The sequence below is a fragment of the Streptomyces sp. ISL-100 genome, assembly GCF_018614615.1.
In the GTDB taxonomy this organism is placed as follows: Bacteria; Actinomycetota; Actinomycetes; order Streptomycetales; family Streptomycetaceae; genus Streptomyces.
In genome coordinates this window covers 56,363-79,305 of record NZ_JAGGOK010000027.1, presented here as the reverse complement: position 1 = coordinate 79,305, position 22,943 = coordinate 56,363, and the positions used below count along the sequence as shown (strand labels likewise).

Here is a 22,943-nt window from a genome sequence, read left to right as displayed (position 1 = left end):
CATGCCCGTGACATACCCCGCTTCGGCGGTATACCGCGCATCCGCGACATGCGCAGAGCGCTGACCGCCTTGCTCATGGCGCTGCTGCTCGGCGCGACCGCACTGCCCGCCACCGCCGTCGAGAAGGCCCCCGCCTTCCGCGCGCTGCTCTTCACCAAAGCGGTCGGTTACGTCCACGGGTCCATCCCCGCCGGAATCCAGATGTTCAAGGAGGAGGCGGCCGAGAACAACTTCGAGGTCGTCCAGACCGCTGACTCCACGGTCTTCGACGACGCGAAGCTGGCGGACTTCGACGTCATCGTCATGCTGCAGAACTCCGGCATGGTCTGGGACACCGACGCCCAGCGCGACGCCCTGAAGAAGTACGTACGCGGCGGAGGCGGCATCGTCGCCATCCACAACACCCTCGACATGGGCGTCGAGGAAGAGTTCCCGTGGTGGGACGAGGCCATCAACGGCGGCGTCCACATGCCCGCCCACTCGCCCGGCGTCCTCCAGGGCACAGCAAAGGTCGCCGATCGCGTCCACCCCTCGACCAAGGGCCTGCCCGAGCGCTGGGAACGACCCGAGGAGTGGTACAACTTCGACGCCAACCCGCGCGGCGACGTCCACGTCCTGGTCACGGCCGACGAGACGACGTACAACCCGGGCAGCGCCGCGATGGGCGCCGACCACCCCATCTCCTGGTGCCGCAACACCGAGGGCGGCAAGGTCTGGGCCACCGCCATGGGCCACGACACCCCCGCGTACAGCGAGGCGTACTTCCGCGACCATGTCGTCGGCGGCGTCCAGTGGGCGGCGGGCAACAAGCCCGGCGACTGCGGAGGCACGGTCTGGAGCGGCTACGAGAAGGTCGCCCTCGACGAGAACACCGCCGACCCCATGGAACTCGACGTGGCCAAGGACGGCCGGGTCTTCTACGCCCAGCGCAGCGGCGAAGTGAAGATCTTCGACCCCGCCACGCACGCCACCACCACCGCGGGGAAGCTCGACGTCTACACCGGTGGCGAGGACGGACTGGTCGGCATGGAACTCGACCCGGCCTTCGCCGACAACCACTGGATCTACCTCTATTACGCCCCCTCCGGAGCCAAGGACGACGTCAACCGCCTCTCCCGTTTCACCGTCAAGGGCGACACCCTCGACCTGGCGAGCGAGAAGAAGCTCCTCGACGTACCGGCGTACCGCGACCGCACCTTCCCCGAACCCGGACACACCGGCGGCGCCGTCGAGTTCGGGCCGAACCGCACGCTCTACCTCGGCACGGGCGACGACGTACCGCCGAACCTCGACCCGGACTGGCAGGGGTACGCCCCGATCGACTGGCGCCCCGGCAAGCAGATGCTCGACGCCGCCCGCACCGCCGGCAACACCAACGACCTGCGGGGCAAGATCCTGCGAATCAAGCCCACCGACTCCGGCGGCTACACGATCCCCAGGGGCAATCTCTTCGCCAAGGGCACGGCGAAGACCCGCGCCGAGGTGTACGCCATGGGCTTCCGCAACCCGTTCCGCTTCACCGTCGACCCCAAGAACGGGTACGTCCACGTCTCCGACTACGGGCCCGACCGCGGGCTGCCCACCACGGATCGCGGCCCGGAGGGGCTGGTCGAGTACAACGTCATCAAGAAGCCCGGGAACTTCGGCTGGCCGTTCTGCCACGGCAACAACCAGGCGTACGCCCCGTACAACCCGGGCACCAAGGAAGTCGGCCCGAAGTTCGACTGCGGCAACCCCACCAACCCTTCGCCCAACAACACCGGCCTCACCGAACTGCCCCCGCTCCAGCAGCCGGAGATCTGGTACGGCTACGGCGCCTCCAAGGAATTCCCCGAGATGGGCACGGGCGGCTCGGCCCCGATGAGCGGCCCGGTCTACCACTACGACCCGAAGAATCCCTCCAAGACGAAGTTCCCGGCCTACTTCGAGGGCGCGAGCTTCTTCTACGAGTGGTCGCGCAACTCCGTCAAGGAGATCCGCTTCGACCGGGACGAGAAGCTCCTCGAGATCAACGACTTCCTGAAGTCGCAGAAGTTCAACAAGCCGATGGACATGACCTTCGGCCCCGACGGATCGCTGTACGTCCTCGAATGGGGCAGCTCCTTCGGCGGCGGCAACAACGACTCCGGCCTCTACCGCATCGACTACGCACAGGGGCAGCGCATCCCCGTCGCCAAGGCGGCCGCCTCCGTCACCAACGGCCCTGTGCCCCTGACCACGGCATTCTCCAGTGCCGGCAGCCAGGACCCGGACGGCGACAATCTCACCTACGCCTGGGACTTCGACGGCGACGGCACGTACGACTCACCCGACCCGAACCCCACCCACACGTACACCGCCAAGGGCGACTTCAACGCCCAGCTGAAGGTCACCGACTCCACCGGCAAGTCCGGGTACGCCAACATCCCCATCACGGCGGGCAATACGGCGCCAAAGGTCACCATCGACTTCCCCGTGGACGGCAAACTCATCAACTTCGGCGACAAGATCCCGTACAAGATCACTGTCACCGACCCGGAGGACGGGCCTGTCGACTGCACCAAGGTCACCGTCAACCCGGCCCTCGGTCACGACGACCACGAGCACCCCACCACCGACATCCCGGGCTGCGAGGGAACCGTCGACACCGGCGACCTGGGCGGCCACCCCGAGGGCGCCGACCTCACCTACGTACTCAACGCCAAGTACACCGACAAGGGCGGCGAGAGCGTAGGTGAGGTCGGCGCCCTCACCGGCTACGGACGCTCGGTCCTCCAGCCCAAGCACAAGCAGGCCGAGTACTACGACGCCCAGTCCGGCACCCGCGTCGTCTCCCAGGCGGGCGCCGAGAACGGCAAGCGCATCGGCGACGTGTCCAACGGCGACTGGGTGGCGTTCCACCCCATGAGCGTCGAAGGCATCGGCAAGGTCAGCTACAAGCTGTCCAGCCCCTACGGCGTCGGCGCGATCGAACTGCGCGCCGACGCCCCCGACGGCAAGCTCCTCGCCACCACCCCGGTACCGAACACCGGCGGCTGGGACACCTACCAGGCCACCCCGGCCGTCCCGGTCGAGGCGCTCGCGGGCACCCACAAGCTCTATCTCGTCTTCACGTCACCGCAGAACAACTCGTTCGACGTCGACGCCGTCGAATTCCAGAGCCCGTAGACAAAGCCACTGGCCCACCCGGCTGAAGATCACCGGGTGGGCCAGTGCATTCCCCCTCTTCGCCCTCTCCTTCAGCGGGTACCGACCGCCGCGCGCACGGCCCGCCGGGCCATCGCGCAGTCGTCGTGCAGCCGCCGCAGCAGCAACCGCTGCTCCTCGCCGGTCGGAACCGCACCCGCCGGCGCCTGCCCCGCCGCCCCGCTCACCGGAGCGGCCTCGCGCATGGTGCGCTGGACAGCGGTCTCGTACGTACGGATCTCCCGCGTGAGTACGAGCATCAGGTTCACCAGGAACGCGTCCCGCGCCGCGGTGCCCGGCGCCTGCGCCAGCTGGCTGATCTGCCGCCGCGCCACCGGAGCGTCGCCCAGCACCGCCCACAGCGTCGCCAGGTCGTACCCCGGCAGGTACCAGCCCGCGTGCTCCCAGTCGACCAGAACGGGACCGGCCGGCGACAGCAGGATGTTGGAAAGCAGGGCGTCGCCGTGACAGAACTGCCCCATGCTCTGCCGCCCGCCGGTCGCGTGCGCGACCCCGTGCAGCAGCTTCTGAAGATCTCCCAGATCCCGGTCCGTGAGCAGACCCAGTGCGTGGTACCGGGAGATCCGCGAGGCGTAGTCGAGCGGCGCGTCGAAGGTTCCGGGCGGCGGCCGCCAGGAGTTGACCCGCGTGATCGCACCGAGGACCGCTCGCAGATCGGCACGCGGCGGAGCCTCGGCCGGATGCCGCGTGAGGGCCGCGACCCGGCCCGGTATCCGCTCGATCACCAGAGTGCAGTTGTCCGGATCCGCGGCGATCAGCCGTGGCGCGCGCACCGGTGGACGGTGCCGGACGAACGCGCGATAGGCAGCTATTTCGTGCCGGAACCGCTCCGCCCACGCGGGGGAGTGGTCCAGTAAGCACTTCGCGACCGCGGTCGCGCGGCCTGTGGTGCCGACGAGCAGTACGGATCGTCCGCTGCGGCGCAGTACCTGCACCGGATTGAACTCCGGGCAGATCCGGTGCACCGAGGCGATCGCCATCCTCAGCTGCGCGCCCTGAGGGCCGGACAAGTCGAGTCTCCCGCTGAGCGGTTGAGTGCCCAGCCCCGCCGCCGCGCGCCGGGCCCGGCCCGCGCCGAGTGACGCTCCGCCGGCGTGGTTGGGGTCGAGATACGGTCCGCTGCCCGTCGCCACTGGACGGTACGGCCGAGGCGGGGCGGACACGGAGGACGATGCTGTGTACATGGGACAGATCCCTTCGCGCGCCGACGAGTTACGTGCGCCACCCGCCCCGGCAACCGGTCAACACCCTGGGGAGTACCGGCCGGTCGCCGGAACGGGGTGGCGCTTTCTTACCTGACACCCGCCTGCGGGTGGCACACCATGTGGCGGACCCTGGCGAACCCTGGCGAATATCCCCGACGCATCTGACACGGGGCTACTGTCGAAATCAGCCGAGAACCTGGGGGCTTGACGTGACCGGAGAACCCAACACCCGCCTGGCAGACCTGTTCGGCCTCGCCGGCTGGTCCAAGGGCGAACTCGCGAGACTGGTGAACCGGCAGGCGGCGGCCATGGGCCATCCGCAGCTGGCGACCGACACCTCGCGCGTACGACGCTGGATCGACATGGGGGAAGCCCCACGCGATCCCGTGCCCAAAGTGCTGGCAGCTCTGTTCACCGAGCGACTCGGCCGTGTCGTGACCATCGAGGACCTCGGGTTCGACCGGCACGGGCGCACGGGGAAACGGCGAGACGTCAGGAACGCAGAGAATCCCGACGGTCTTCCGTGGGCGCCCGAACGGACGGCAGCGGTCCTCACCGAATTCACGGGAATGGACCTCATGCTCAACCGACGCGGCTTGGTGGGCGCGGGCGCCGCGCTCGCCACAGGCTCCGTACTCAGCAGCGCCATGCACGACTGGCTGCACACCGACCCCGCTCTGACGGCCGACGCTCCACGCATCGACGACCCCCTGCACGCCGACCCCGCTGGGTACGACCGCTATGAGGCCGCCCCCATCGGGTCGCAGGAGATCGAAGAGCTCGAGCGTTCCGTCGAAGTGTTCCGCGCCTGGGACGCCGCCCGTGGCGGCGGGCTCCAGCGCAAGGCGGTAGTGGGCCAGCTCAACGAAGTGGGCGGCATGCTCGCCTACCATCACCCCGACCATCTCCAGCGCCGGCTGTGGGGCGTCGCCGCCAACCTGGCGGTTCTCGCCGGCTGGATGTCGCACGACGTCGGCCTCGAACCCACCGCCCAGAAGTACTTCGTCATCGCCGCCCACGCGGCCCGTGAGGGCGGCGACCGCCCCCGTGCGGGCGAGGCCCTCTCCCGGGCGGCCCGCCAGATGGTGCACCTCGGAAAGCCCGACGACGCCCTCGACCTGATGAAGCTCGCCAAGTCCGGATCCGGCGACCAGATGCTGCCCCGCACCCGCGCCATGCTGCACACCATCGAAGCCTGGGCTCAGGCCGCCATGGGCCGCGGCCAGGCCATGCGGCGCACGCTGGGGGAGGCGGAGGAACTGTTCGTATCGGACAAGGGCGATGTCCCGCCGCCGAGCTGGATGCAGATGTTCGACGAGGCGGACATGCACGGGATGCAGGCCCTCGCCTTCCGTACGCTCGCCGAGCACGACCCCTCGGCGGCGATCACGGCACAGCGGCACGCCAAGCAGGCGCTCGATCTGCGGGCGGGCGGCAGGCAGCGGTCGAAGATCTTCGACTACCTCTCGCTGGCCTCCGCGTGCTTCATCGCGGACGACCCGGAACAGGCCGACCGGTACGCACGCCTCGCGCTGGTGTCGATGGGGGAGACCTCCTCACACCGCACGTGGGACCGGCTGCGCCAGATGTACCGGCTCACCGGCGAGTACGCGGGCTACCCGAAGATCGAGGACCTCCGCGAGGAGATCCAGCTGGCACTGCCGGTGAAGAAGACGAACAGGAGCGCCAGCATCTAGACCGGCTGCCCCGTACGACAACTACGCCCAGCTACTCTCCACTACTCCCACTCTTACGCCTACGCGGCAATCCGGGCGATCAGCAGGCACGCGTCGTGTTGACGCTCCGCCTCGCCGAACTCCTCCACGGTCAGCCGCACGCACTCCTGCGCGCTGCGGGCCTCGGCGAAGCGCGGCGCGAGGTCCAGCAGCCTGGAGGGGCCGGCATCGTCGGTGGCGCTGCGGCGCGAGATCCCGTCGGTGTGCAGGACCAGCAGGTCGCCGGGGCGAAGCTGCACTTCGGCCTGCTCGTACGCGGCAGCGGATGTCGCCCCGAGCAGTACGCCCTCGGGCGGCGTCAGCGAGCGCCCCGTCCCCTCGCGGAACAGCAGCGGGGCGGGGTGACCCGCCTGCGCCCAGGTGAGAAGCCGGCTGACCGGGTCGTAACGGCAGCACATGGCGCTGCCGAGCGCGGGCTGGGTCGAGGCTTCCAGCAGCTGGTTGAGATGCCCCATGAGCGCTCCGGGTGCGATGCCGGCCACGGCCATCCCGCGCAGCGCGCCGACCAGCATGGCCATACCTGAGGTGGCGGCGACGCCGTGGCCGGTCAGGTCGCCGACGGTCAGCAGCGTCTGGCCGTCGGGAAGTTCCAGGGCGTCGTACCAGTCCCCGCCGATCATCGCGCTCGACGCGGACGGCAGGTAGTGGGCGGCGAGATCGAGCGCGGCGGGCCCGCCGTGCGGGAGCCGCAGGGAACCGTGCCGCGGCGGCAGCACGGATTCCTGCAGCTCGACCGCGATCCGGTGCTCGGTCCGCGCGATGTGCTGTTGCCGCTGGAGCGAGTCACGTGTCTCGCGTACGGCCCGCTGGCTGCGGCGCAGCTCGCTGACGTCCCGCAGCACCGCCCACATCGAGGCGGTGCAGCCGTCGGAGTCGAGCACCGGCTCGCCCATCATGTGCAGGGTCCGTACGACGCCGTCGGTGCGCACGATGCGGAACTCGCCGTCGATCGGCTTCCCGTCGACCAGGCAGTCCGTGACCATCGAGGCAAGGAAGCCCTGGTCCTCGGCGAACAGCATGGACGGCAGCTCGTCCAGGGTCAGTGGCCCGCTCTCGGGCGGACGGCCGAAAATCTCGTACAGCTCGTCGGACCAGTTCGCCTCGTCGGTCAGCAGGTTCCACTCGGCGCTGCCGACCCGGCTGAGTAACGACGTGCCGCTCGCGGCGGCCGGAGGCAGGGCGGCGGGTGCCGACTCGGACTCGGCGGGCAACCCGGCCTTGAGCTGCCCCAAGTGGGCGCCCAAATCGTCGAGTTGATGGACCGCCAGGTCGCAGAGAGCTCGCTGCCAGCGCCCCTGCGGGTCCTCGTCGTCCACCGCGACCGCGTCCCGGCGCACCGCGGCCACATCGACACGCAGCCGACGGGTCTGCGAAATCAGTGCGTCGACAGAGCCCCGCTCGGGAGGCTGTGGCGCAGGACGGTCCGCGAACAGATGGGACGGCATGTGGTACTCCGATACAGGCACGGCCAGGCCAGTTCCGATGGATGGACCAGATACGACTGTGGCACAGCCGGGAAAGGCCCGTAAGGGATTTGGCAACACTCGATACGGTGGTGCTTCTGGCATATGTCAGAAGCCTCGCTGAGAGTGGCCGGATACGCTCCACGGGATGCCGGATGCACGAGAAGTCGTCCGGGATGTCAGGATAGAACCATGACGATCAAGGCTTACTTCGACATCACCATCAACGACCAGCCCGAGGGGCGCATCACCTTCAACCTGTTCGACGACGTGGTCCCCAAGACGGTGGAGAACTTCCGCGCGCTGGCCACGGGCGAGAAGGGCTTCGGCTACGCCGGGTCCTCCTTCCACCGCATCATCCCCGCCTTCATGCTCCAGGGTGGCGACTTCACCAGGGGCGACGGCACCGGCGGAAAGAGCATCTACGGCGAGAAGTTCGAGGACGAGAACTTCAAGCTCACGCACAACAAGCCGGGCCTGCTGTCGATGGCCAACGCCGGCAGGAACACCAACGGCTCCCAGTTCTTCGTCACCACCGTGGTGACGCCGTGGCTGGACGGCAAGCACGTCGTGTTCGGCGAGGTCGCCGACCAGGCCAGCATGGACCTCGTCAAGAAGATCGAGGGCTACGGCACGTCCAGCGGCAAGCCGAAGGCCAAGGTCACCATCTCCGAGTCCGGCGTCATCTGATCCCCTCCCGCTCTCTGAGCCTGTGACCCTGAGCGCGCCGGCCGACGCCACTCGTCGGCCGGCGCGCTCACATTTGGCCATGTTTGGATGTGTTGCCTCCGTTTCGCGTGGGAACGCGCCGTACGTAGGTACGTCTCGATCAGAGAGCAGGGATGGGAATGTCGAATCCGCAGCAGCCTGAACAGCGGCGCAGTGACAAGGGCGGCGCCACCTCGCAGGACAGCGCCGAACTCAAGGCGGCGCAGGCCGACCAGGCGGGGAAGCGCGGCAGCAAGCAGGCCCACGGGACCGACAAGGGAAACAAGGGTGGCGGAGAGGGCGGCGGGACGCCGCCGGACCAGCGAGCCGATCACCCGTGACCGGGCGGACCACCGTGACCGGGGCGGCTAGCCCTGGGTCCTGCGTACGCACTCGGTGACCACACCCCGCAGGCCACCGTTGCGGTGCAGCAGATCGCGCTGGACCAGCGCGCCGTTCCCGCCTTTCAGAAGCGCCGCGAGACGTTCCTGAGCGGGACCCGCGTCACCGCTGTCCTCCAGCGCGTCCCGGACATGAGCGAACAGCGCCCGCACCACCGCTTCGGCCGGTGCGGGACGCATCGTGTCCGGATGGATCAGTTCCGCCTCCAGTCCTGACCGCCCGGCTCGCCACGCGGCCAGCCGCAGCAGCACCACGGCATGCCGTGCGGGCGGCTCGCCGGCCCGCCATTGGCGGGCCGCCGTCTCGACCAGGCCGCGGACCAGCGTGGCCAGGAGCACCGTCGTGGAGGGATCCAGACAGACGTCGGCGACCCGTACCTCGACGGTGGGGTAATGGTGCGAGAGCCGGGCGTCGAAGTACACCATTCCCTTGTCCCGCAGCGTCCCCGTGGCCAGCATGGCGCCGACCTGCTCGTGGTACCGGTTGGCGCTGCCGAAGATCTCCACCGGACCTGACGACGGCCACCGGCCCCAGACCCGGCTGCGATAACTGCTGTAACCGGTGTCCTTGCCCTGCCAGAAGGGGGAGTTCGCGCTCATCGCGAGCAGCACGGACAGCCACGGCCGGATCCGGTCCAGGACGGCGACACCCTCGTCGTCGGAGTCCACCGACACATGGACATGGCACCCGCACGTCAGCTGCTCCTGGGTGGTCAGTCCGAACTGCTCCTCCAGCCACCGGTAGCGCTCGCCGCTTCCGACGGCCGGACTGACCGGGAGCGGAGACGTCGCCAGCGCGGCAACGGCCGCGCCCAGGTCCCGCGCGTGGCGCGCGGCCTCGGCCCGCCAGCGGACAATCTCCTCCGCGAGATCTTCCATCGCGGTTTTCGGCCGGGTGGCGATCTCCAGCATCTGCCGTTGCAGCTCCGCCTCGAAGACCGGGGGATCACCGCCGCCCTCCCGGGACACGGCTGCCAGTACCGCTGTCGACAACGCCCGCGGCTCGCCGGTCCGCGCATCCACCAGGAGGAGCTCCTCCTCCACTCCGACACTACGCACGACGACTGCCTCTCCGCGTTGCGGTTTCTTTGCCTCTGCCCCGCGCGAGGGTCTTAATGCCGCGAACTCACCGGCTCGCGAGAGGTACCGCCCGACGGATGCCCACGACTAGGAGGCCTGGGCCTTGCGCTGCCCCCGTTTGCCGCTGAGGGCCTTGATGAGCTCTTCGCGCGTCATGGAGGAACGGCCGGGCACACCGGCATCCGTGGCGCGCTGGTACAGCTCAGCCTTGGTCAGAGAATCGAGCGACGAAGCCTTCTTCTCGGCCTCGGGCTTGGGCTTGGGCTTCGCCGCACGGCCGGCCCGGCGTTTGTCGGCGGCGTCCTTGATCCGGGCGACGGGGGCGTCGCCGGCGGCCGACTTGCCCTTGCCCCGGTCCTTCGGGCTCCTGGCCTGGTCGACGCTGGCCCGCAGCGCCTCCATGAGGTCGACCACGTTGGTGGCCTGCGCCGGGGGCTCCGCCTTCTCGACCGACTCGCCGGTGCGCTTGGCCTCGATGAGTTTCCTCACCTGTTCCTGGAAGGTGTCGTGGAACTCCTCCGGCTTCCACTCCATGCTGAGCGTCTCGATGAGCTGCTCGGCCATCTTCAGCTCGCGGCTCGTGACGTCGCTCTTCTCGGGCAGGCTGCCGATCTCCTCGCGCGGATTCCGGATCTCGTCGGCCCAGTGCAGCGTGTGCAGTGTCAGCAGGCCGCCCTCGGCCTTCACGGCAACCAGGTACTGACGATGCATGACGAACGTGGCGATCCCGGCCTTGTCCGCCTGGGCCAGAGCCCTCTCCAGCAGGGCGTAGATCTTCGCGTACTCCTTGCCCTTGGGAGCCAGGTAGTACGTCTTGTCGAAGAAGATCGGCTTGACCTGCTCAAGGTCCACGAACCCGCTGATCTCCACCGCCTGGGAGCGGCCCGGAGCGATGTCCTCCAGCTCGCCGGGCTCGATGAGTACGTACTCGTCCCCCGCGTCGTAGCCCTTGACGATCTCGTCCAGCGGGACCTCGTCGCCCGTGCGTTCGTTCACCCGTTTGTTGCGGACCCGGTCCGACGTTCCGCGCTGAAGCTGATGGAAGTGGACAGTGTGGCTGTCTGTCGCGGTGAACATCTGTACGGGCAGGGACACCAAACCGAACGTCAGAGCACCACTCCACACCGGACGCGCCATGGCAACCGCCACCTCCTTCTGCATCCATGGCACCCCCGCCCGCCGCGATGCGCATCCCGGCCGACGGCATCGGGGCAGCGCCCGCCCAGTCCGGTCAGTTGGCTGCCTTACGGCGCGTCCGGCACCAGCGTCACTGGAGCGCACGGACGGCCGCTGAGAAGACCGAAGGCATCCTGGCCGCCGCCGGTACGACCAGACGGGCGAGGGCCGCGTGACCGCTCATCCGTACGAGACCTTCGGTCAGCAGGCGGTGCCGCAGGGACAGCCGCCGCCAGTACCGCTCGTACGCCTGCGGCCGTCCGGCCCGCAGGCACCGCACAGCCGCTTCGGCCGACGCCAGCGCCAGCGCGACGCCCTCACCGGTGAGGGCGTCGGTGTAGCCCGCCGCGTCGCCCACGAGCACCACCCGCCCGGCGGTACGACGGCGAGCCCGCTGGCGCAACGGGCCCGCGCCCCGCACCGGGCCGGCGGCGGGCCCGTCCAGGAGCCGGCAAAGCCGCGGGAAGTGGGCCAGGTGCGCGCCGAAGCCGCACCTCGCCGTACTCAGCACGGCCACTCCGACCAGGCCGTCGCCGACCGGTGTCACGTACGCCTCGCCGAAGACGGACCAGTGCACCTCGACGAAGTCCGTCCACGGACTGACCCGGAAATGCTGTCGCAGCCCGAACCGCCGAAGCCGGCGGCTGGGCAGATCCAGGCCGAGCGAGCGGCGCAGCGGCGAGTGCAGGCCGTCCGCGGCCGCTAGCCAGCGCGCGCGCAGCCCCCCAGCGCTCACCGCGTCCGCACTCTGCCGCACCTCACCGACTCGGCCGCTGAGGACCACGACGCCGACTTCGGCCGCCCGCCGGGCCAGCGCCGCGTGCAGCTCCGTACGCCGTACACCGAGGCCCGGACCGTCGCTGAAGAGTGCCTGCGCCCGGTGGAGCCCGTCGACGTAGCGGATACCGCGCAGCGCGTGGCCGCCGACCTGTACGCCCAGTCCTTCCAGCGCCCGCACGCCGCCGGGCATGATCCCCTCACCGCACGCCTTGTCCACCGGCGTGCTGCGCGGTTCGATCACCACGGCCTCCATACCGGCCGACGCCGCGTGGATGGCGGTGGCCAGCCCGGCCGGCCCGCCGCCCGCCACGAGCAGGTCGATCACAGTGCCGCCCCCGCGCCGCTGCCGGCCGTGCGCCGCGGAGCGAGTCCGAGCGCCTCGTTCTCGCAGCGGATCCGTACGGTGAGCAGCGCCGCGTTGAGGACGGTGAAGAGCAGGGCGGTCAGCCAGGCGCCGTGCACCAGGGGCAGGGCCAGCCCTTCGGCCACCACCGCCACGTAGTTGGGGTGAGTCAGCCACCGGTACGGTCCGCCCGCCACCAGGGGCAGGCCCGGCACGACCAGCACGCGGGTGTTCCACCGCGGCCCCAGCGTGCGGATGCACCACCAGCGCAGTGCCTGCGCGGCCACCACGACAGCGACCATGGCCCAGCCCAGCACCGGCTCGAACGGCCGCCCCGCCCAACGGACTTCGGTCACACAGCCGACCAGCAGCCCGGTGTGCAGGACGACCATCACCGGATAGTGCCGCTGACCCGCCTCGACGGCGCCGCGGGCCCGGCTCCACCGTCCGTTGCGGCGGGCCACCACGAGTTCGGCGACGCGTTCCACGCCGACCGCCAGGACCAGCAAGGCGTACCAGAGCATGAATTCCTCTCCCTCCCGACTACCAGCGGAGCAGGACGAGTTCGGAGCAGAACCCCGGCCCCATGGCGAGCAGCAGTCCGGCGGTGCCCGCCGGCGGGCGGCGCTCGGCGAGGGTGTCGCGCAGGACGTGGAGCACCGAGGCCGACGAGAGGTTGCCCACGGCCGCCAGGGACCTCCAGGTGACGTCGAGCGCGCCGACGGGCAGTTCGAGCGCGTCCTCGACCGCTTCGAGCACCTTCGGCCCACCGGGATGACACACCCAGGCAGTGATGTCCTCCCGGCGCAGACCATGATCGACCAGGAAATCGTCGACCTGCGCGGCGAGGTTCTTGCGTACGACATCGGAGACACTGGCGTCGAGTACGACGCGGAAGCCCGAGCCGGTGATGTCCCACCCCAGCACATGCTCGCTGTCCGGGTAGAGATGGCTGCGCGTGTCCACCACAGCCGGTCCCTCCGCGCCCGCCGACCGGCGGGCCCCGCACGCGACCACGGCCGCGGCGCCGTCCCCGAACAGCGCGGTGGCGATGAGATTGGCCTGTGAGGCGTCGCTGCGCTGGAACGTGAGCGAGCACAGTTCCACGGACAGCAGCACGGCTACGTCGTCGGGACGGCCCAGCAGGTAGTCGTGCAGGCGCGCGATGCCGGCCGCGCCCGCCACGCAGCCCAGGCCGAAAACGGGGACGCGTTTGATGTCCGGCCGCAGCCCGAGCGGCCCCACGAGACGCGCGTCCACCGAAGGCGCGGCGATGCCGGTCACCGACGTGAACATCAGGAGGTCGACATCGCGCGGGGAAAGCCCCGCCGTGTCGAGCGCCGCGCCGACGGTCTCGGCGCCGAGGCTCACCGCCCCCTCGATGAAGGCGTCGTTGACCGCGCCGAAATCGCGGAGCCCCGCGTACGCGTCGAGGGGTAGCGCCGTATGGCGGTTGCGCACCTTCGCGCTGTCATGGAGCCGGTCGAGAACCCGGCGGTCACTTCCCTCGGGCAGACACACCCCGGCGACCATGTCCGTGATCTCGCGTTGGGCGTGCCGGTGCGGAGCGAGAGCTCCGTGAACAGCTGCGATCCGGGTCATCTGGGGTCCGAAGTCGGGGCGGGGGACCTGCGGGGACCTTGCAATGAGTGCCCGCGCTCACCGACGCCACACGCCATGTCGCTCGTCCGGCGGCGGCTGCGCGCGGCTGCCTAGCATGGGCGCGTGGACGCTGACGTTGTCGCTGTGAGGCGTCGCCCGCTGTCGGCGAGCGGGCTTCTGAGGGCATGCCACCCGGTCCCGACCGTCGCGGTCAGTCTCCTGATGACCGCGCTGGTGGTGGCCTGCGGGCAGGACGCGGCCGGGTGCCTGCTGGTGGCCGCCGCGGTGCTCACGGGACAGCTGTCCGTCGGCTGGAGCAACGACGCCGTCGACGCCGCGCGTGACTCCGCCGTCGGGCGGCGTACCAAACCCGTGGTCGCCGGCTCGGTCGGCGTCACCGCCGTACGCGGGGCGGCGTTCACCGCCGTGGCCCTGTGCGTACCGCTGTCCCTCGCGTACGGACTACTCGCCGGTACGGTCCACCTCGTCGGGGTCGCCGCGGCCTGGGCATACAACTTCGGCCTGAAGGCGACCGCGCTGTCCTGGCTGCCGTACGCCGTCGGGTTCGCCGCACTTCCCTCCTTCGTCTCGCTGGGGCTGGAGGGGCGGCCCTGGCCTCCCTGGTGGATCGTCGTCTCGGCGGCGCTGCTCGGCGTCGGCGCGCATCTGGCCAACGTGCTCCCGGACATCGGCGACGACCTGGCCACCGGCGTACGCGGCTGGCCCCAGCGACTGGGTCCCGCCCGGGCGCGCCTGCTGCTGCCGGTGCCGCTCGTGACGGCCACCGCGCTGCTGGCGTTCGCCCGGCCGGGCCCTGCCGGGACCGCCGGGGCAACCGCTGTGTCCGTGGCTCTCGTCCTCGCTGTCGGCGGCGCGCTGCTGGGCCGCCGGCGCCCGAGGCTGCCGTTCCTGGCTGCGATCGTCGTCGCGGCGGTCGATGTCGCGATGCTGCTCCGGCAGGGCGCGGCCGTCACCTGACGCGGCGCGCGCCTGCGTCCATACGGGCGACGGGCGGGGCTGTCGGCGCAACAAGACGTGCTCGAAGGGCTATGGGGTGGGGATCCTGAGTCACTCCCCCGAGGAAAGGTTCAGCGATGCTGGAGCGCAGCCGACGTAAGAAGCACACCGAGATCACCTTCGTCATCCCGGCCGGCCAAGCCTGCGGGCAGGTCAGCGTAGTCGGCGACTTCAACGACTGGGAGCCGGGAGCGCACCCCTTCACCGAACGGCCCGACGGTACGCGTTCCGTCACCGTCACGCTCCCGAAGGAACAGCGCTACGGCTTCCGCTACCTCGCCCACGGTGACTACTGGTTCAACGACGGCCACGCCGACGACCAGGACGGTCACAACAGCATCGTCCACACCTGACGACGCGCCGCTTCGGCGAGCGGTGAGTTCACCGACGGAGCCGACTGCGGATGGCATGGTTCAGGAACCGGAGTCACGACGGGGCTGCGGCCGGCGCGGCGTGGGCCGCGCCGCGGCATGGGATAGGGATTGAACTGATGGCAACAGGCACTGTGAAGTGGTTCAACGCCGACAAGGGCTTCGGCTTCATTGAGCAGGACGGCGGCGGCCCGGACGTGTTCGTCCACTACTCCGCGATCGAGGGCTCCGGCTTCAAGGAGCTCGCGGAGGGCGACAAGGTCCAGTTCGAGGTCACCCAGGGGCCCAAGGGGCCGCAGGCGGAGCGGGTCAACCGCACCTGAGGCACGACTCATTGCCCTGCCCCTGAAGCGTCGGCCTCGGGGCAGGGCTCCGGCCTGTGCCGGGATCGGCTCATTTTCGCCGGATAGCGGACCGTGGCGGCGCGGATTATGCTCAACTCGTCGTAATCGCGGTAGCCGTATGCCCGTCGGTGCGGAGACTTTCCCCGACAGCCACGGTCGTCGTGATGGTGTCAGGCATGCCCGCGCCCGCTGGTGAGCGGCCCGGCACCGGCAGAAGAGCGCCCGATCGAGTGGACCGGCTAACCGCGAAAGGACTGGGTACAGGCTGCTCAGTACTGGGACCGATCGGGCGGCCCAGCGGGCTGCCCTCAGGAGAAAGAAGTGCGGTAATGAGCGCTCAGCACCGTACGGCGTCAATCGCCCGGACCCCTGTGCAACAGGCAGCGCTGCTGGTCGGCGTCCTCGGTTTCATCCCCGGGATCACCACCGACTACGACACGCTGAAGTTCGCCGAGCACGACTCCGAGGCCAAGCTGCTCGGCCTGTTCCAGGTGTCAGTACTGCACAACATCGTGCACCTGCTGTTCGGCATCGCCGGTGTGGCCATGGCCCGCGCCCCGCTCACCGCCCGTAACTTCCTCATCGGTGGTGGTGTCATCTACCTGGCGCTGTGGCTGTACGGACTGTTCATCGACCATGACAGCTCGGCCAACTTCGTGCCGCTCAACACGGCCGACAACTGGCTGCACTTCGCTCTGGGCGTTGCCATGATCGCCCTCGGCATCCTCCTCACCCGCCGCCCCCGAGCCGGCGCGGGCCGGTAACCGGGGCCGGCGTGATCACTGTGGGGGTCGAGGAGGAGTACTTCCTGCTCGACCCGGATACGGGCCTGCCGGTGCCGCTGGCCGAAGAGGTGCGCGGATCGTCCGCTCTGGAGCCGGTGGTGGACCGGCAGGAGGTCCAGAGCGAGCTGCTGCAGGCACAGGTCGAGATCGCCACGCCGATCTGCAGCGAGCTCGAGGAGGTCGGCGGTCATCTGCTGCGGCTGCGCCACGCGGTCGGCGCCGCGGCCGAAGAGTTCGGATGCCGGCTCGCCACCTGTGCGACGGCGCCGTTCCGAGAGGTGGCGCCGGTTCCGGTGACCAGGCACCCGCGCTATCTCGCCATACAGGCCCAGGCTCCGCAACTCGTCGCGGAGCAGCTGGTCAACGGCATGCACGTACACGCTGCCGTGTCCGATCCGGAGATGGGCGTCGCTGTCCTGAACCGGATCAGGGTGTGGCTGCCCGTGCTGGTGGCCATGTCGGCGAACTCGCCACTGTGGGACGGCCACGACACCGGGTTCTCCAGCTGGCGCACCGTGATCTTCGGCCGGTGGCCGGTCAGCGGGCCTCCGCCGCATTTCGCCGATCTGGCCGACCATGAGCGGCGGGTCCAGGGGCTACTGGCGGCCGGGATCATCAGCGACCCCGGTCAGATCTACTGGCAGGCCCGGCTCTCGGACAAGTACCCCACGGTCGAGGTGCGGTGCATGGACGTGCAGCTCAGGGCTGATGATGCCGTCATGTTCGCGGGGATCGTGCGCGCTCTGGTCGCGACAGCCGTCAGCGACGAGAAGGCCGGCGTGCCGCTGACCGTGTGCGCGCCGGAACTGCTGCACGGCGCGAACTGGTATGCCGCACGTGACGGCATCAGCGGTTCGCTGGTGGACCCCGACGGCAAACTGCGCAGCGCGGGCGATGTGCTCTGCCGGCTGATGGACCACATCGGACCCGCTCTGGAGGAATCCGGAGACGCACGGGAGGTGACCTCCCTGGTCCATCGGCTGTTGCAGCAGGGCACCTCCGCGGATCTGCAGCGCCGTGCTCTGGCCGAGGGCGGCGTGCGCGCGCTGACCGATCTGGTCACGATGCAGGGGGCACCGCAGTGACGTCGTGGGCGATACGGGCTTCGCGCCAGCGCGGACGGGAAACCCCGATGCGTACCGGCGTCACGCCTGGTGAGAAGTGCACCAAGGGTTCGCCGGTGGGTGCGGGCAGACCGACTGCCGTGGTCAGCGACTGCGCCAGGTTCTCCACCGTGCCGGTATGAAGGGGCCACGGCCGGTGCTCGACCGGCGTGTCCCAGATCAGACCGGCGCGGCGCGTGAAGGCGTGCCACCGGGTAGTGAGCCATACGTCGCGCTCCGAAGGCGCCGTGACGGGTTCACCGCGTCGTACAGCCAGGCGGTACGAGGCTCCGCCACCGTGACGCATGCCGGCGTAGAAGTACGTGCTGTCGTCGCGCCGGAGCGTCAGCGAGCCCGAGTGGTACGGCGCACCCATGGCCCTCGCGGCCAGCATGGCCGCGGTGGACACCTCGATGGTCAGAAACCACAGGGCCTGACGCCCGCCGGGCCCTCGGACGTACGTCCGCAGATTCGTCTCCAGGAAGCTGCCTGCCGCGGGGGCGGGAGGGGGCACACCTGCGGGGCGTACATCGGCCATCACGAACGGCGAGAGGGTGACCCAGGCCGAGTCGTCGTAGGTGTCTGCCGTCAGTCCGCCGGGAAGCAGCGCCTGAACGTCGGCGGGCCGGTAGCGCCAGTGCACGAACGCCTGGTTCAACCAGGCGGCCCGCAGCACCAGCAGCCGAAGGTGCTGCTCCGCTTCGGCGGAGACCACGCACTCACCCATGTCCCTATCTTGCCCCCGCGTCAGTAGCCCGAGGCGAGTGGCAGCGCATGACGTAGGCGGCGGTGTCCTGCCGCTGCCGGCGCTCTGGGCGCCGGTGGGCGTGCTGTGCGCCGCGCCGCCGCGCACCCAACGGCGCCTGCTGCTCGGCTGGGTACGACGACGGGCCGCACGCATCCCGGCCGCCTGACCGGCACAACAGCGGGCGACTCGCACCGGATGCGATCACGGCTCTGTTGGGGTGCTATGAGGGAAGCAGACGTCAGCACTTGTCTGCCGAGTTGCTTCCTGCCACGCGAGACGCGGGCGAATTCCACAGGGCTTCGAGGTGTTTTCCCAGCCCTCTTCCTGACGAGCGCCGCCGGGCGCCAGCCAGGGCTGTCGGTGCACTGCCGCGAAGAGGAGGTGGTTGGTGATGCGAGTAGCAGTCGTCGGACAGGGTTACGTCGGACTGACGGGTGCCGTCGCGCTGGCCCTGCAGGGGCACAGCGTCACCGGCGTCGAGCAGGACCCGGGCCGGCTGCGCATGCTGAACGCCGGCCAGGCGCCGGTTTTCGAGCCCGGCCTGCCCCAGCAACTGGCTGCCGCGCTGGCCACCGGGAGGCTGCGGTTCGTCGGCGGGCTGGCGGAGAGCCATCGGCGGACGCCCTTCGACATCGTGCTGATCACCGTGGGTACGCCGCCCGGACCTGACGGGGCCGCGGACCTGTCCCAGGTGAGCGCTGTGCTGGACGAGGTCGGGAATCTGCTGCCCGTACCCCAGGTGGTGCTCAAGTCCACCGTGCCGCCCGGCACCAGCAGCAGACTGGCCGACGCGCGCCCCTGGCTGCGCGAGCGTTACGCGTACAACCCGGAGTTCCTCAATCAGGGCAGTGCCCTGGAGGACTGGGCCGTCCCCGCCCGGGTCGTCGCCGGCACCTGGAGTGACGACAGCCTACGGGCGCTGCGTGAGCTGTACGCCGGTGTGGCCAGTCCATGGGTGGCCACAACCCCCACCAGCGCCGAGATGATCAAATACGCGAGCAACACCTTCCTCGCCATGAAGATCAGCTTCTCGAACGAGATCGCCCGGATGTGCTGCGGGCCCGACATCGACGTCGACCGCGTCCTGCAGGGCGTCGGCTACGACCCCCGCATCGGACACGCCTTCCTCCAGCCCGGCCTGGGCTACGGCGACTCCTGCCTGCCGAAGGACACGGCCGCCCTGGCCCACTGGGCGAGCAGTGTCGGTATACCGGCTCCCCTGCTGCAAGCGACGATCGCTGTCAACGACGCGCAGGCGGGCCTGGCCCTGCAGATTCTGCGCACCGAACTCGGCGTTGCCCTGCGTGACGCGACGATCGCCGTGCTCGGCGTGCGCTACGAGCCCTGGAGCGACGATCTGCGGGCCGCTCCCAGCCGCAGCGTCGTCCCGGCGATTCTCGGCGAAGCAGCGTGTGTACGGGTCTGGGATCCGGCCACCGACGCCGCGGCCGTCGCCGGGCTCTTCCCGGCCGCGGATACCGTCGCGGACCTGCCCGACGCGCTCACCGGCGCACACGCCGTGGTCCTGCTGACCGAATGGCCACAGGCCATCGAGGCGGACTGGCAGCAGCTGTCCTCGCGACTCGCCGAGCCGCGCCTGCTCATCGACGGCAAGAACTGCCTGCCTCCCGAGCGGATGGCCGGCCTTCCCATCCGGTACCGGAGCATCGGCACCAGGATCCCCACGCCGGCCACGACCGCGACCGCCGAGCCGCAACTGGAGGCGTGAGGCGACGGCGCGGACGCAACTGCACCGAACTGGGGCGTATCGGGCAATAACATCCCTTATCAAATAGGGCGTGGACAGCTCCATGACTCCGATGATGAGGAGAGCGTTCAGGTGAAGCAGTCACCTGCCGGGGACTGGGGCCCGGAACCCTCGGCGTGGGCACCCATGCGCCGACCGGTGTTCCGAGCCCTGTGGATCGCCCAACTGGCGGCCAACCTGGGCACCTGGATGCAGACCGTCGGAGCCCAGTGGCTGATGGGTGACCTCGGCGGCGGCGCCTTCGAGGTCGCCCTGGTGCAGACGGCCACGACATTGCCGGTCTTCGTGCTGGTGGTGCCCGCCGGGGCGCTGGGGGACATCCTCGATCAACGACGGTTGCTGCTCGGCGGGCAGCTTCTGATGTTCCTCGGCGCGGCGGGGCTGGCCGGCGTGACGGCTGCCGGTGCGGCGACTCAGGGGCTGCTCCTCGGGCTGACCGCGCTGATGGGGGTGGGTGAGGCGTTCTGTATCTCCTCCTTCCAGGCCATTCAGCCCGAGCTGGTCAGCCGTGAGGAGATCCCGCAGGCCGCCCTGCTCAACAGTGCGAACGGCAATGTGGCGCGGGCCGCGGGTCCCGCTCTCGGCGGCGCGATGATCGCCGCCACGGGACCCGAGGCCACGTTCGCCCTCAACGCGCTGTCCTTCCTCGGCGTTCTCGTGGTGCTGTACACCTGGAAGCGCCCGGCGACCCACAGGCCGCTCGGCTCGGAGCACATCCGTGACGCCATCCGGGCGGGTGCCCGGTACGTCCGCAGCGCGCCACTGTTCGGGGCGGTCATCGGCCGCTCGGGACTCTTCATGATCTTCGCCGGAGGTCTGTGGGCTCTGCTCCCGACGATTGCCAGGGGGCCACTCGGTCTCGACGCCGGCGGCTACGGGCTGTTGCTCGCCAGCGTGGGCCTGGGGGCTGTCCTGGGGGCGCTGCTGCTTCCGTCGATCCGGCCGCACGTGAAGACGAACACGCTGGTGACGGGCGCCATGGTGGTCTACGCGGCGACGATGGCGGCGATCGGCCTGGTGCCGTACGCGCTCGGCGTCGCCGCCGCTTTGATCGTGTCCGGCCTGGCGTGGGTGGCGGTCCTGTCGACGCTCTCCGCCTCCGCTCAGGTGCTGTTGCCCGCGTGGGCGCGGACCCGCGGTCTCGCCTACTACCAGTTGGTCTTCATGGGCGGCCAGGCGATCGGCGGTGTGGGGTGGGGCATGGCCGCCGACTGGCTCGGCGTGGGCACCGCGTTCGTGGTGTCGGGCATCGGCCTGCTGGTGACCACGCTGGTGAGCATGCGGCCGCTTCCCATGCCGTCCGAGCCGGTCGACGTGCGCCCGGCACAGGTCTGGGCCGATGTACCCGACGTCGCGATGCCGGGACGGGACGCGGGGCCGGTTCTGGTCACCGTCGAGTGGCGGGTGGACCCGGAGAATGCCGAGGCGTTCATCGAGGCGATGCGCCCGGTGGGCAAGTCGCGTCGGCGTACGGGCGCGTCCATGTGGGGGCTTTTCGAGGACATGGCGGATCCGACGCTCTTCCTGGAGACGTTCACCGTCGGCTCGGAGCGGGAGCATCTGCGCCTGATCATGGAGCGCGGGAACAAGTGGGACCAGGAGCTGGAGGCCCGGGCCATGGCGCTGATCCGTCCCGGCTCCAAGCCGCACGTACGCCACATGATCTGGGCGTACGCCTCCGGCCGCGACGAGGAGCTGTCGTCCTTGCCGTGAGCCGGGCGGCGGGCTCGCCGCACGAATATCTATCGTGGTGATGGTAGACATCCGGGTTCTCGGTGATTAGAGTTTCTGACGTAGCCAACAAAGTCAGCTCAGTGCGGCAGCGACGACCGCGCCAGCGGTGCAACGGCACCGCATGAAGGGCAGTGAACCGGAATTGATCAGCAAGGGAGGAGCAGACGCCATCAGGATCACCTGAGTGAGGAACCAGGTCCCTCAGGTACCGCAGACCCCGGATTGGAAGGTGGTCCCCGGTTAGGCATCCAAAATCCCCGCATCTCCGGCCTCCCCGGCGGACATGCGGAAGAACAAGAGTCGGCGCCAAGCGCCGATAGATGGTGTTGAACCCCTAAGGCCCCGGTGCCGGACGCACCGGGGCCCCTCCATGTGCCCGGCGAATATCTGTGGCCGCCAGCATAGAAAATAGTGCGATATGCAACGAGGGTTTAAGGGATTCCGGGCGAAATGATATTACTTGCCGCCCTCCCGTGCCCAAGTCGTGCTACGGTGAATATCAGTTGCAGTTGTGGTTCCCAAAGACTTCAAGTGCTCTTGTCGGCGTTCGCGTCGACGGGTGCACTTTTATATTTCCGGTGCTTTTTCCGGAGGGGCGATCATCGCGCGACACCGGGTCCGCACAGTGCGGTTCCGGGCACTGCCCCGAAGGAGATATGACATGGCTACTGGCACCGTGAAGTGGTTCAACGCGGAAAAGGGCTTCGGCTTCATCGAGCAGGAGGGCGGCGGCGCTGACGTCTTCGCTCACTACTCGAACATCGCCGCCCAGGGCTTCCGCGAGCTGCAGGAGGGCCAGAAGGTGAACTTCGACGTCACGCAGGGCCAGAAGGGCCCGCAGGCCGAGAACATCGTTCCCGCCTGACGCTGAAGCGTACGGCGTAGCTGGGGCCCGCACCTTGGGGTGCGGGCCCCAGCTCGTTGCATTTTTGAGGACGTATTGCCGTGGCCGATTACCGGCGGTCCTGCTTCATTTTGTATTTTCTTGGCTCGCCGTGCCGCACAAGCCTCAGTTCGTCCTTCATGCCGTCCGTGAGGACGTCAACCATTTCCGGCTCTCTTCAACCTTGCTGAGGCATTATGCGCTGCGTCATCGCCCGTTTCCCCTTCGATCTGATCAAGAGCGACGTGCAGGAGTCGATGAAGGGCATCAAGCCCGAACCCGTCACCGGCGAGTCCGTGATCATCGGCCGTCGTCACTACCCCGTCAAGCAGGTGGGCGAAGTGATCACCGGCCAGGACCGCCGCGACTTCAGTGCCAGTGAGGTGACCAGGGCGCTGACCCGCCTCGGCTTCACCTGCCGCGCCGTACCCACGCCGGCCGAACCTCCCGTCCTGACTCCCCTGGAGACCGCGTCGGCACTGCTCGGAGCGCCGGAACGCGTCTGAGACC

Annotated in this window: 22 protein-coding genes; 14 read left to right on the top strand and 8 right to left on the bottom strand. The window is 69.4% G+C overall.

The features are described from left to right. Positions 1–48 precede the first annotated feature (48 nt). Positions 49–3,147 carry a ThuA domain-containing protein gene (locus J7E89_RS12310; RefSeq protein ID WP_251060455.1) on the top strand — a complete coding sequence of 1,033 codons (3,099 nt, stop codon included), beginning with the start codon at positions 49–51 and terminating at the stop codon, positions 3,145–3,147. 71 nt (positions 3,148–3,218) lie between these two features. On the opposite strand, the gene J7E89_RS12305 is transcribed toward J7E89_RS12310, so the two are convergent. Continuing rightward, positions 3,219–4,370, bottom strand: a complete 1,152-nt coding sequence (locus J7E89_RS12305) for an aminoglycoside phosphotransferase family protein (RefSeq protein ID WP_214972673.1) — start codon at positions 4,368–4,370, stop codon at positions 3,219–3,221. 230 nt (positions 4,371–4,600) lie between these two features. Here J7E89_RS12305 and J7E89_RS12300 point away from each other — a divergent pair, with 230 nt between their 5' ends. Continuing rightward, the gene (locus tag J7E89_RS12300) at positions 4,601–6,088 is read left to right on the top strand and encodes a hypothetical protein (RefSeq protein WP_214972671.1); all 1,488 of its coding nucleotides are present in this window, start codon (positions 4,601–4,603) and stop codon (positions 6,086–6,088) included. 59 nt (positions 6,089–6,147) lie between these two features. Here the strand turns inward: J7E89_RS12300 and J7E89_RS12295 are convergent, their stop codons facing one another. Beyond that, positions 6,148–7,572, bottom strand: coding sequence for a PP2C family protein-serine/threonine phosphatase (locus tag J7E89_RS12295; protein ID WP_214972669.1), 1,425 nt, complete (start codon positions 7,570–7,572; stop codon positions 6,148–6,150). A gap of 210 nt (positions 7,573–7,782) precedes the next feature. Between J7E89_RS12295 and J7E89_RS12290 the strand changes: the two genes are divergently transcribed. Together J7E89_RS12290 and J7E89_RS12285 are read left to right on the top strand one after the other, a co-directional pair. Then, positions 7,783–8,280 carry a peptidylprolyl isomerase gene (locus J7E89_RS12290; protein ID WP_214972667.1) on the top strand — a complete coding sequence of 166 codons (498 nt, stop codon included), beginning with the start codon at positions 7,783–7,785 and terminating at the stop codon, positions 8,278–8,280. Positions 8,281–8,438: 158 nt separating this feature from the next. After that, complete coding sequence (locus tag J7E89_RS12285; RefSeq protein WP_214972659.1) at positions 8,439–8,639, top strand: hypothetical protein; 201 nt, start codon at positions 8,439–8,441, stop codon at positions 8,637–8,639. Positions 8,640–8,666: 27 nt separating this feature from the next. On the opposite strand, the gene J7E89_RS12280 is transcribed toward J7E89_RS12285, so the two are convergent. The 5 genes from J7E89_RS12280 to J7E89_RS12260 all read right to left on the bottom strand — a co-directional run bounded on the left by J7E89_RS12280 (position 8,667) and on the right by J7E89_RS12260 (position 13,680). Beyond that, the gene (locus J7E89_RS12280; protein ID WP_214972657.1) at positions 8,667–9,758 is read right to left on the bottom strand and encodes a glutamate--cysteine ligase; all 1,092 of its coding nucleotides are present in this window, start codon (positions 9,756–9,758) and stop codon (positions 8,667–8,669) included. A 108-nt stretch (positions 9,759–9,866) separates the two neighbouring features. After that, positions 9,867–10,940, bottom strand: a complete 1,074-nt coding sequence (locus tag J7E89_RS12275) for a Ku protein (protein ID WP_251060438.1) — start codon at positions 10,938–10,940, stop codon at positions 9,867–9,869. Positions 10,941–11,046: 106 nt separating this feature from the next. Further along, positions 11,047–12,060, bottom strand: a complete 1,014-nt coding sequence (locus J7E89_RS12270; protein ID WP_214972655.1) for an NAD(P)/FAD-dependent oxidoreductase — start codon at positions 12,058–12,060, stop codon at positions 11,047–11,049. Further along, on the bottom strand, positions 12,057–12,602 hold the full coding sequence (locus J7E89_RS12265; RefSeq protein WP_214972653.1) for an isoprenylcysteine carboxyl methyltransferase family protein: 546 nt from the start codon (positions 12,600–12,602) through the stop codon (positions 12,057–12,059). The genes J7E89_RS12270 and J7E89_RS12265 overlap by 4 nt, the downstream gene beginning before the upstream one ends. Before the next feature lie 19 nt (positions 12,603–12,621). After that, positions 12,622–13,680 carry a type III polyketide synthase gene (locus J7E89_RS12260; RefSeq protein WP_214972651.1) on the bottom strand — a complete coding sequence of 353 codons (1,059 nt, stop codon included), beginning with the start codon at positions 13,678–13,680 and terminating at the stop codon, positions 12,622–12,624. Between the two features lie 123 nt (positions 13,681–13,803). Here J7E89_RS12260 and J7E89_RS12255 point away from each other — a divergent pair, with 123 nt between their 5' ends. The 5 genes from J7E89_RS12255 (at position 13,804) to J7E89_RS12235 (ending at position 17,282) form a co-directional block, all read left to right on the top strand. Next, complete coding sequence (locus tag J7E89_RS12255) at positions 13,804–14,658, top strand: UbiA family prenyltransferase (protein ID WP_308315449.1); 855 nt, start codon at positions 13,804–13,806, stop codon at positions 14,656–14,658. Positions 14,659–14,774: 116 nt separating this feature from the next. After that, a complete protein-coding gene (locus J7E89_RS12250; protein WP_214972649.1) occupies positions 14,775–15,050 on the top strand; it encodes an isoamylase early set domain-containing protein in 276 nt (91 codons plus the stop codon). A gap of 137 nt (positions 15,051–15,187) precedes the next feature. Beyond that, positions 15,188–15,391, top strand: a complete 204-nt coding sequence (locus J7E89_RS12245; RefSeq protein ID WP_214972647.1) for a cold-shock protein — start codon at positions 15,188–15,190, stop codon at positions 15,389–15,391. 350 nt (positions 15,392–15,741) lie between these two features. Further along, a complete protein-coding gene (locus J7E89_RS12240; RefSeq protein ID WP_214972645.1) occupies positions 15,742–16,176 on the top strand; it encodes a DUF4383 domain-containing protein in 435 nt (144 codons plus the stop codon). An 11-nt stretch (positions 16,177–16,187) separates the two neighbouring features. Then, positions 16,188–17,282, top strand: a complete 1,095-nt coding sequence (locus tag J7E89_RS12235; RefSeq protein WP_214972643.1) for a glutamate--cysteine ligase — start codon at positions 16,188–16,190, stop codon at positions 17,280–17,282. Here J7E89_RS12235 and J7E89_RS12230 read toward each other — a convergent pair. After that, complete coding sequence (locus J7E89_RS12230; protein WP_214972641.1) at positions 17,257–18,027, bottom strand: YqjF family protein; 771 nt, start codon at positions 18,025–18,027, stop codon at positions 17,257–17,259. The two genes, J7E89_RS12235 and J7E89_RS12230, sit on opposite strands and share 26 nt — an antisense overlap. A 37-nt stretch (positions 18,028–18,064) precedes the next feature. On the opposite strand from J7E89_RS12230, the gene J7E89_RS12225 reads away from it, so the two are divergent. From J7E89_RS12225 to J7E89_RS12205, 5 genes are all read left to right on the top strand, one after another. After that, positions 18,065–18,214: a DUF6629 family protein gene (locus tag J7E89_RS12225; RefSeq protein WP_214972639.1), complete on the top strand. Its 150-nt coding sequence runs from the start codon at positions 18,065–18,067 to the stop codon at positions 18,212–18,214. A gap of 225 nt (positions 18,215–18,439) precedes the next feature. Next, on the top strand, positions 18,440–19,777 hold the full coding sequence (locus J7E89_RS12220) for a UDP-glucose/GDP-mannose dehydrogenase family protein (RefSeq protein WP_214972637.1): 1,338 nt from the start codon (positions 18,440–18,442) through the stop codon (positions 19,775–19,777). 111 nt (positions 19,778–19,888) lie between these two features. Beyond that, complete coding sequence (locus J7E89_RS12215; protein ID WP_308315448.1) at positions 19,889–21,529, top strand: MFS transporter; 1,641 nt, start codon at positions 19,889–19,891, stop codon at positions 21,527–21,529. Between the two features lie 682 nt (positions 21,530–22,211). Next, entirely contained in the window at positions 22,212–22,415 is a 204-nt protein-coding gene (locus J7E89_RS12210) for a cold-shock protein (RefSeq protein ID WP_006604711.1), read from the top strand. A 215-nt stretch (positions 22,416–22,630) separates the two neighbouring features. Then, positions 22,631–22,939, top strand: a complete 309-nt coding sequence (locus J7E89_RS12205; RefSeq protein WP_214972636.1) for an SCO5918 family protein — start codon at positions 22,631–22,633, stop codon at positions 22,937–22,939. The last annotated feature ends 4 nt before the right edge of the window (positions 22,940–22,943 follow it).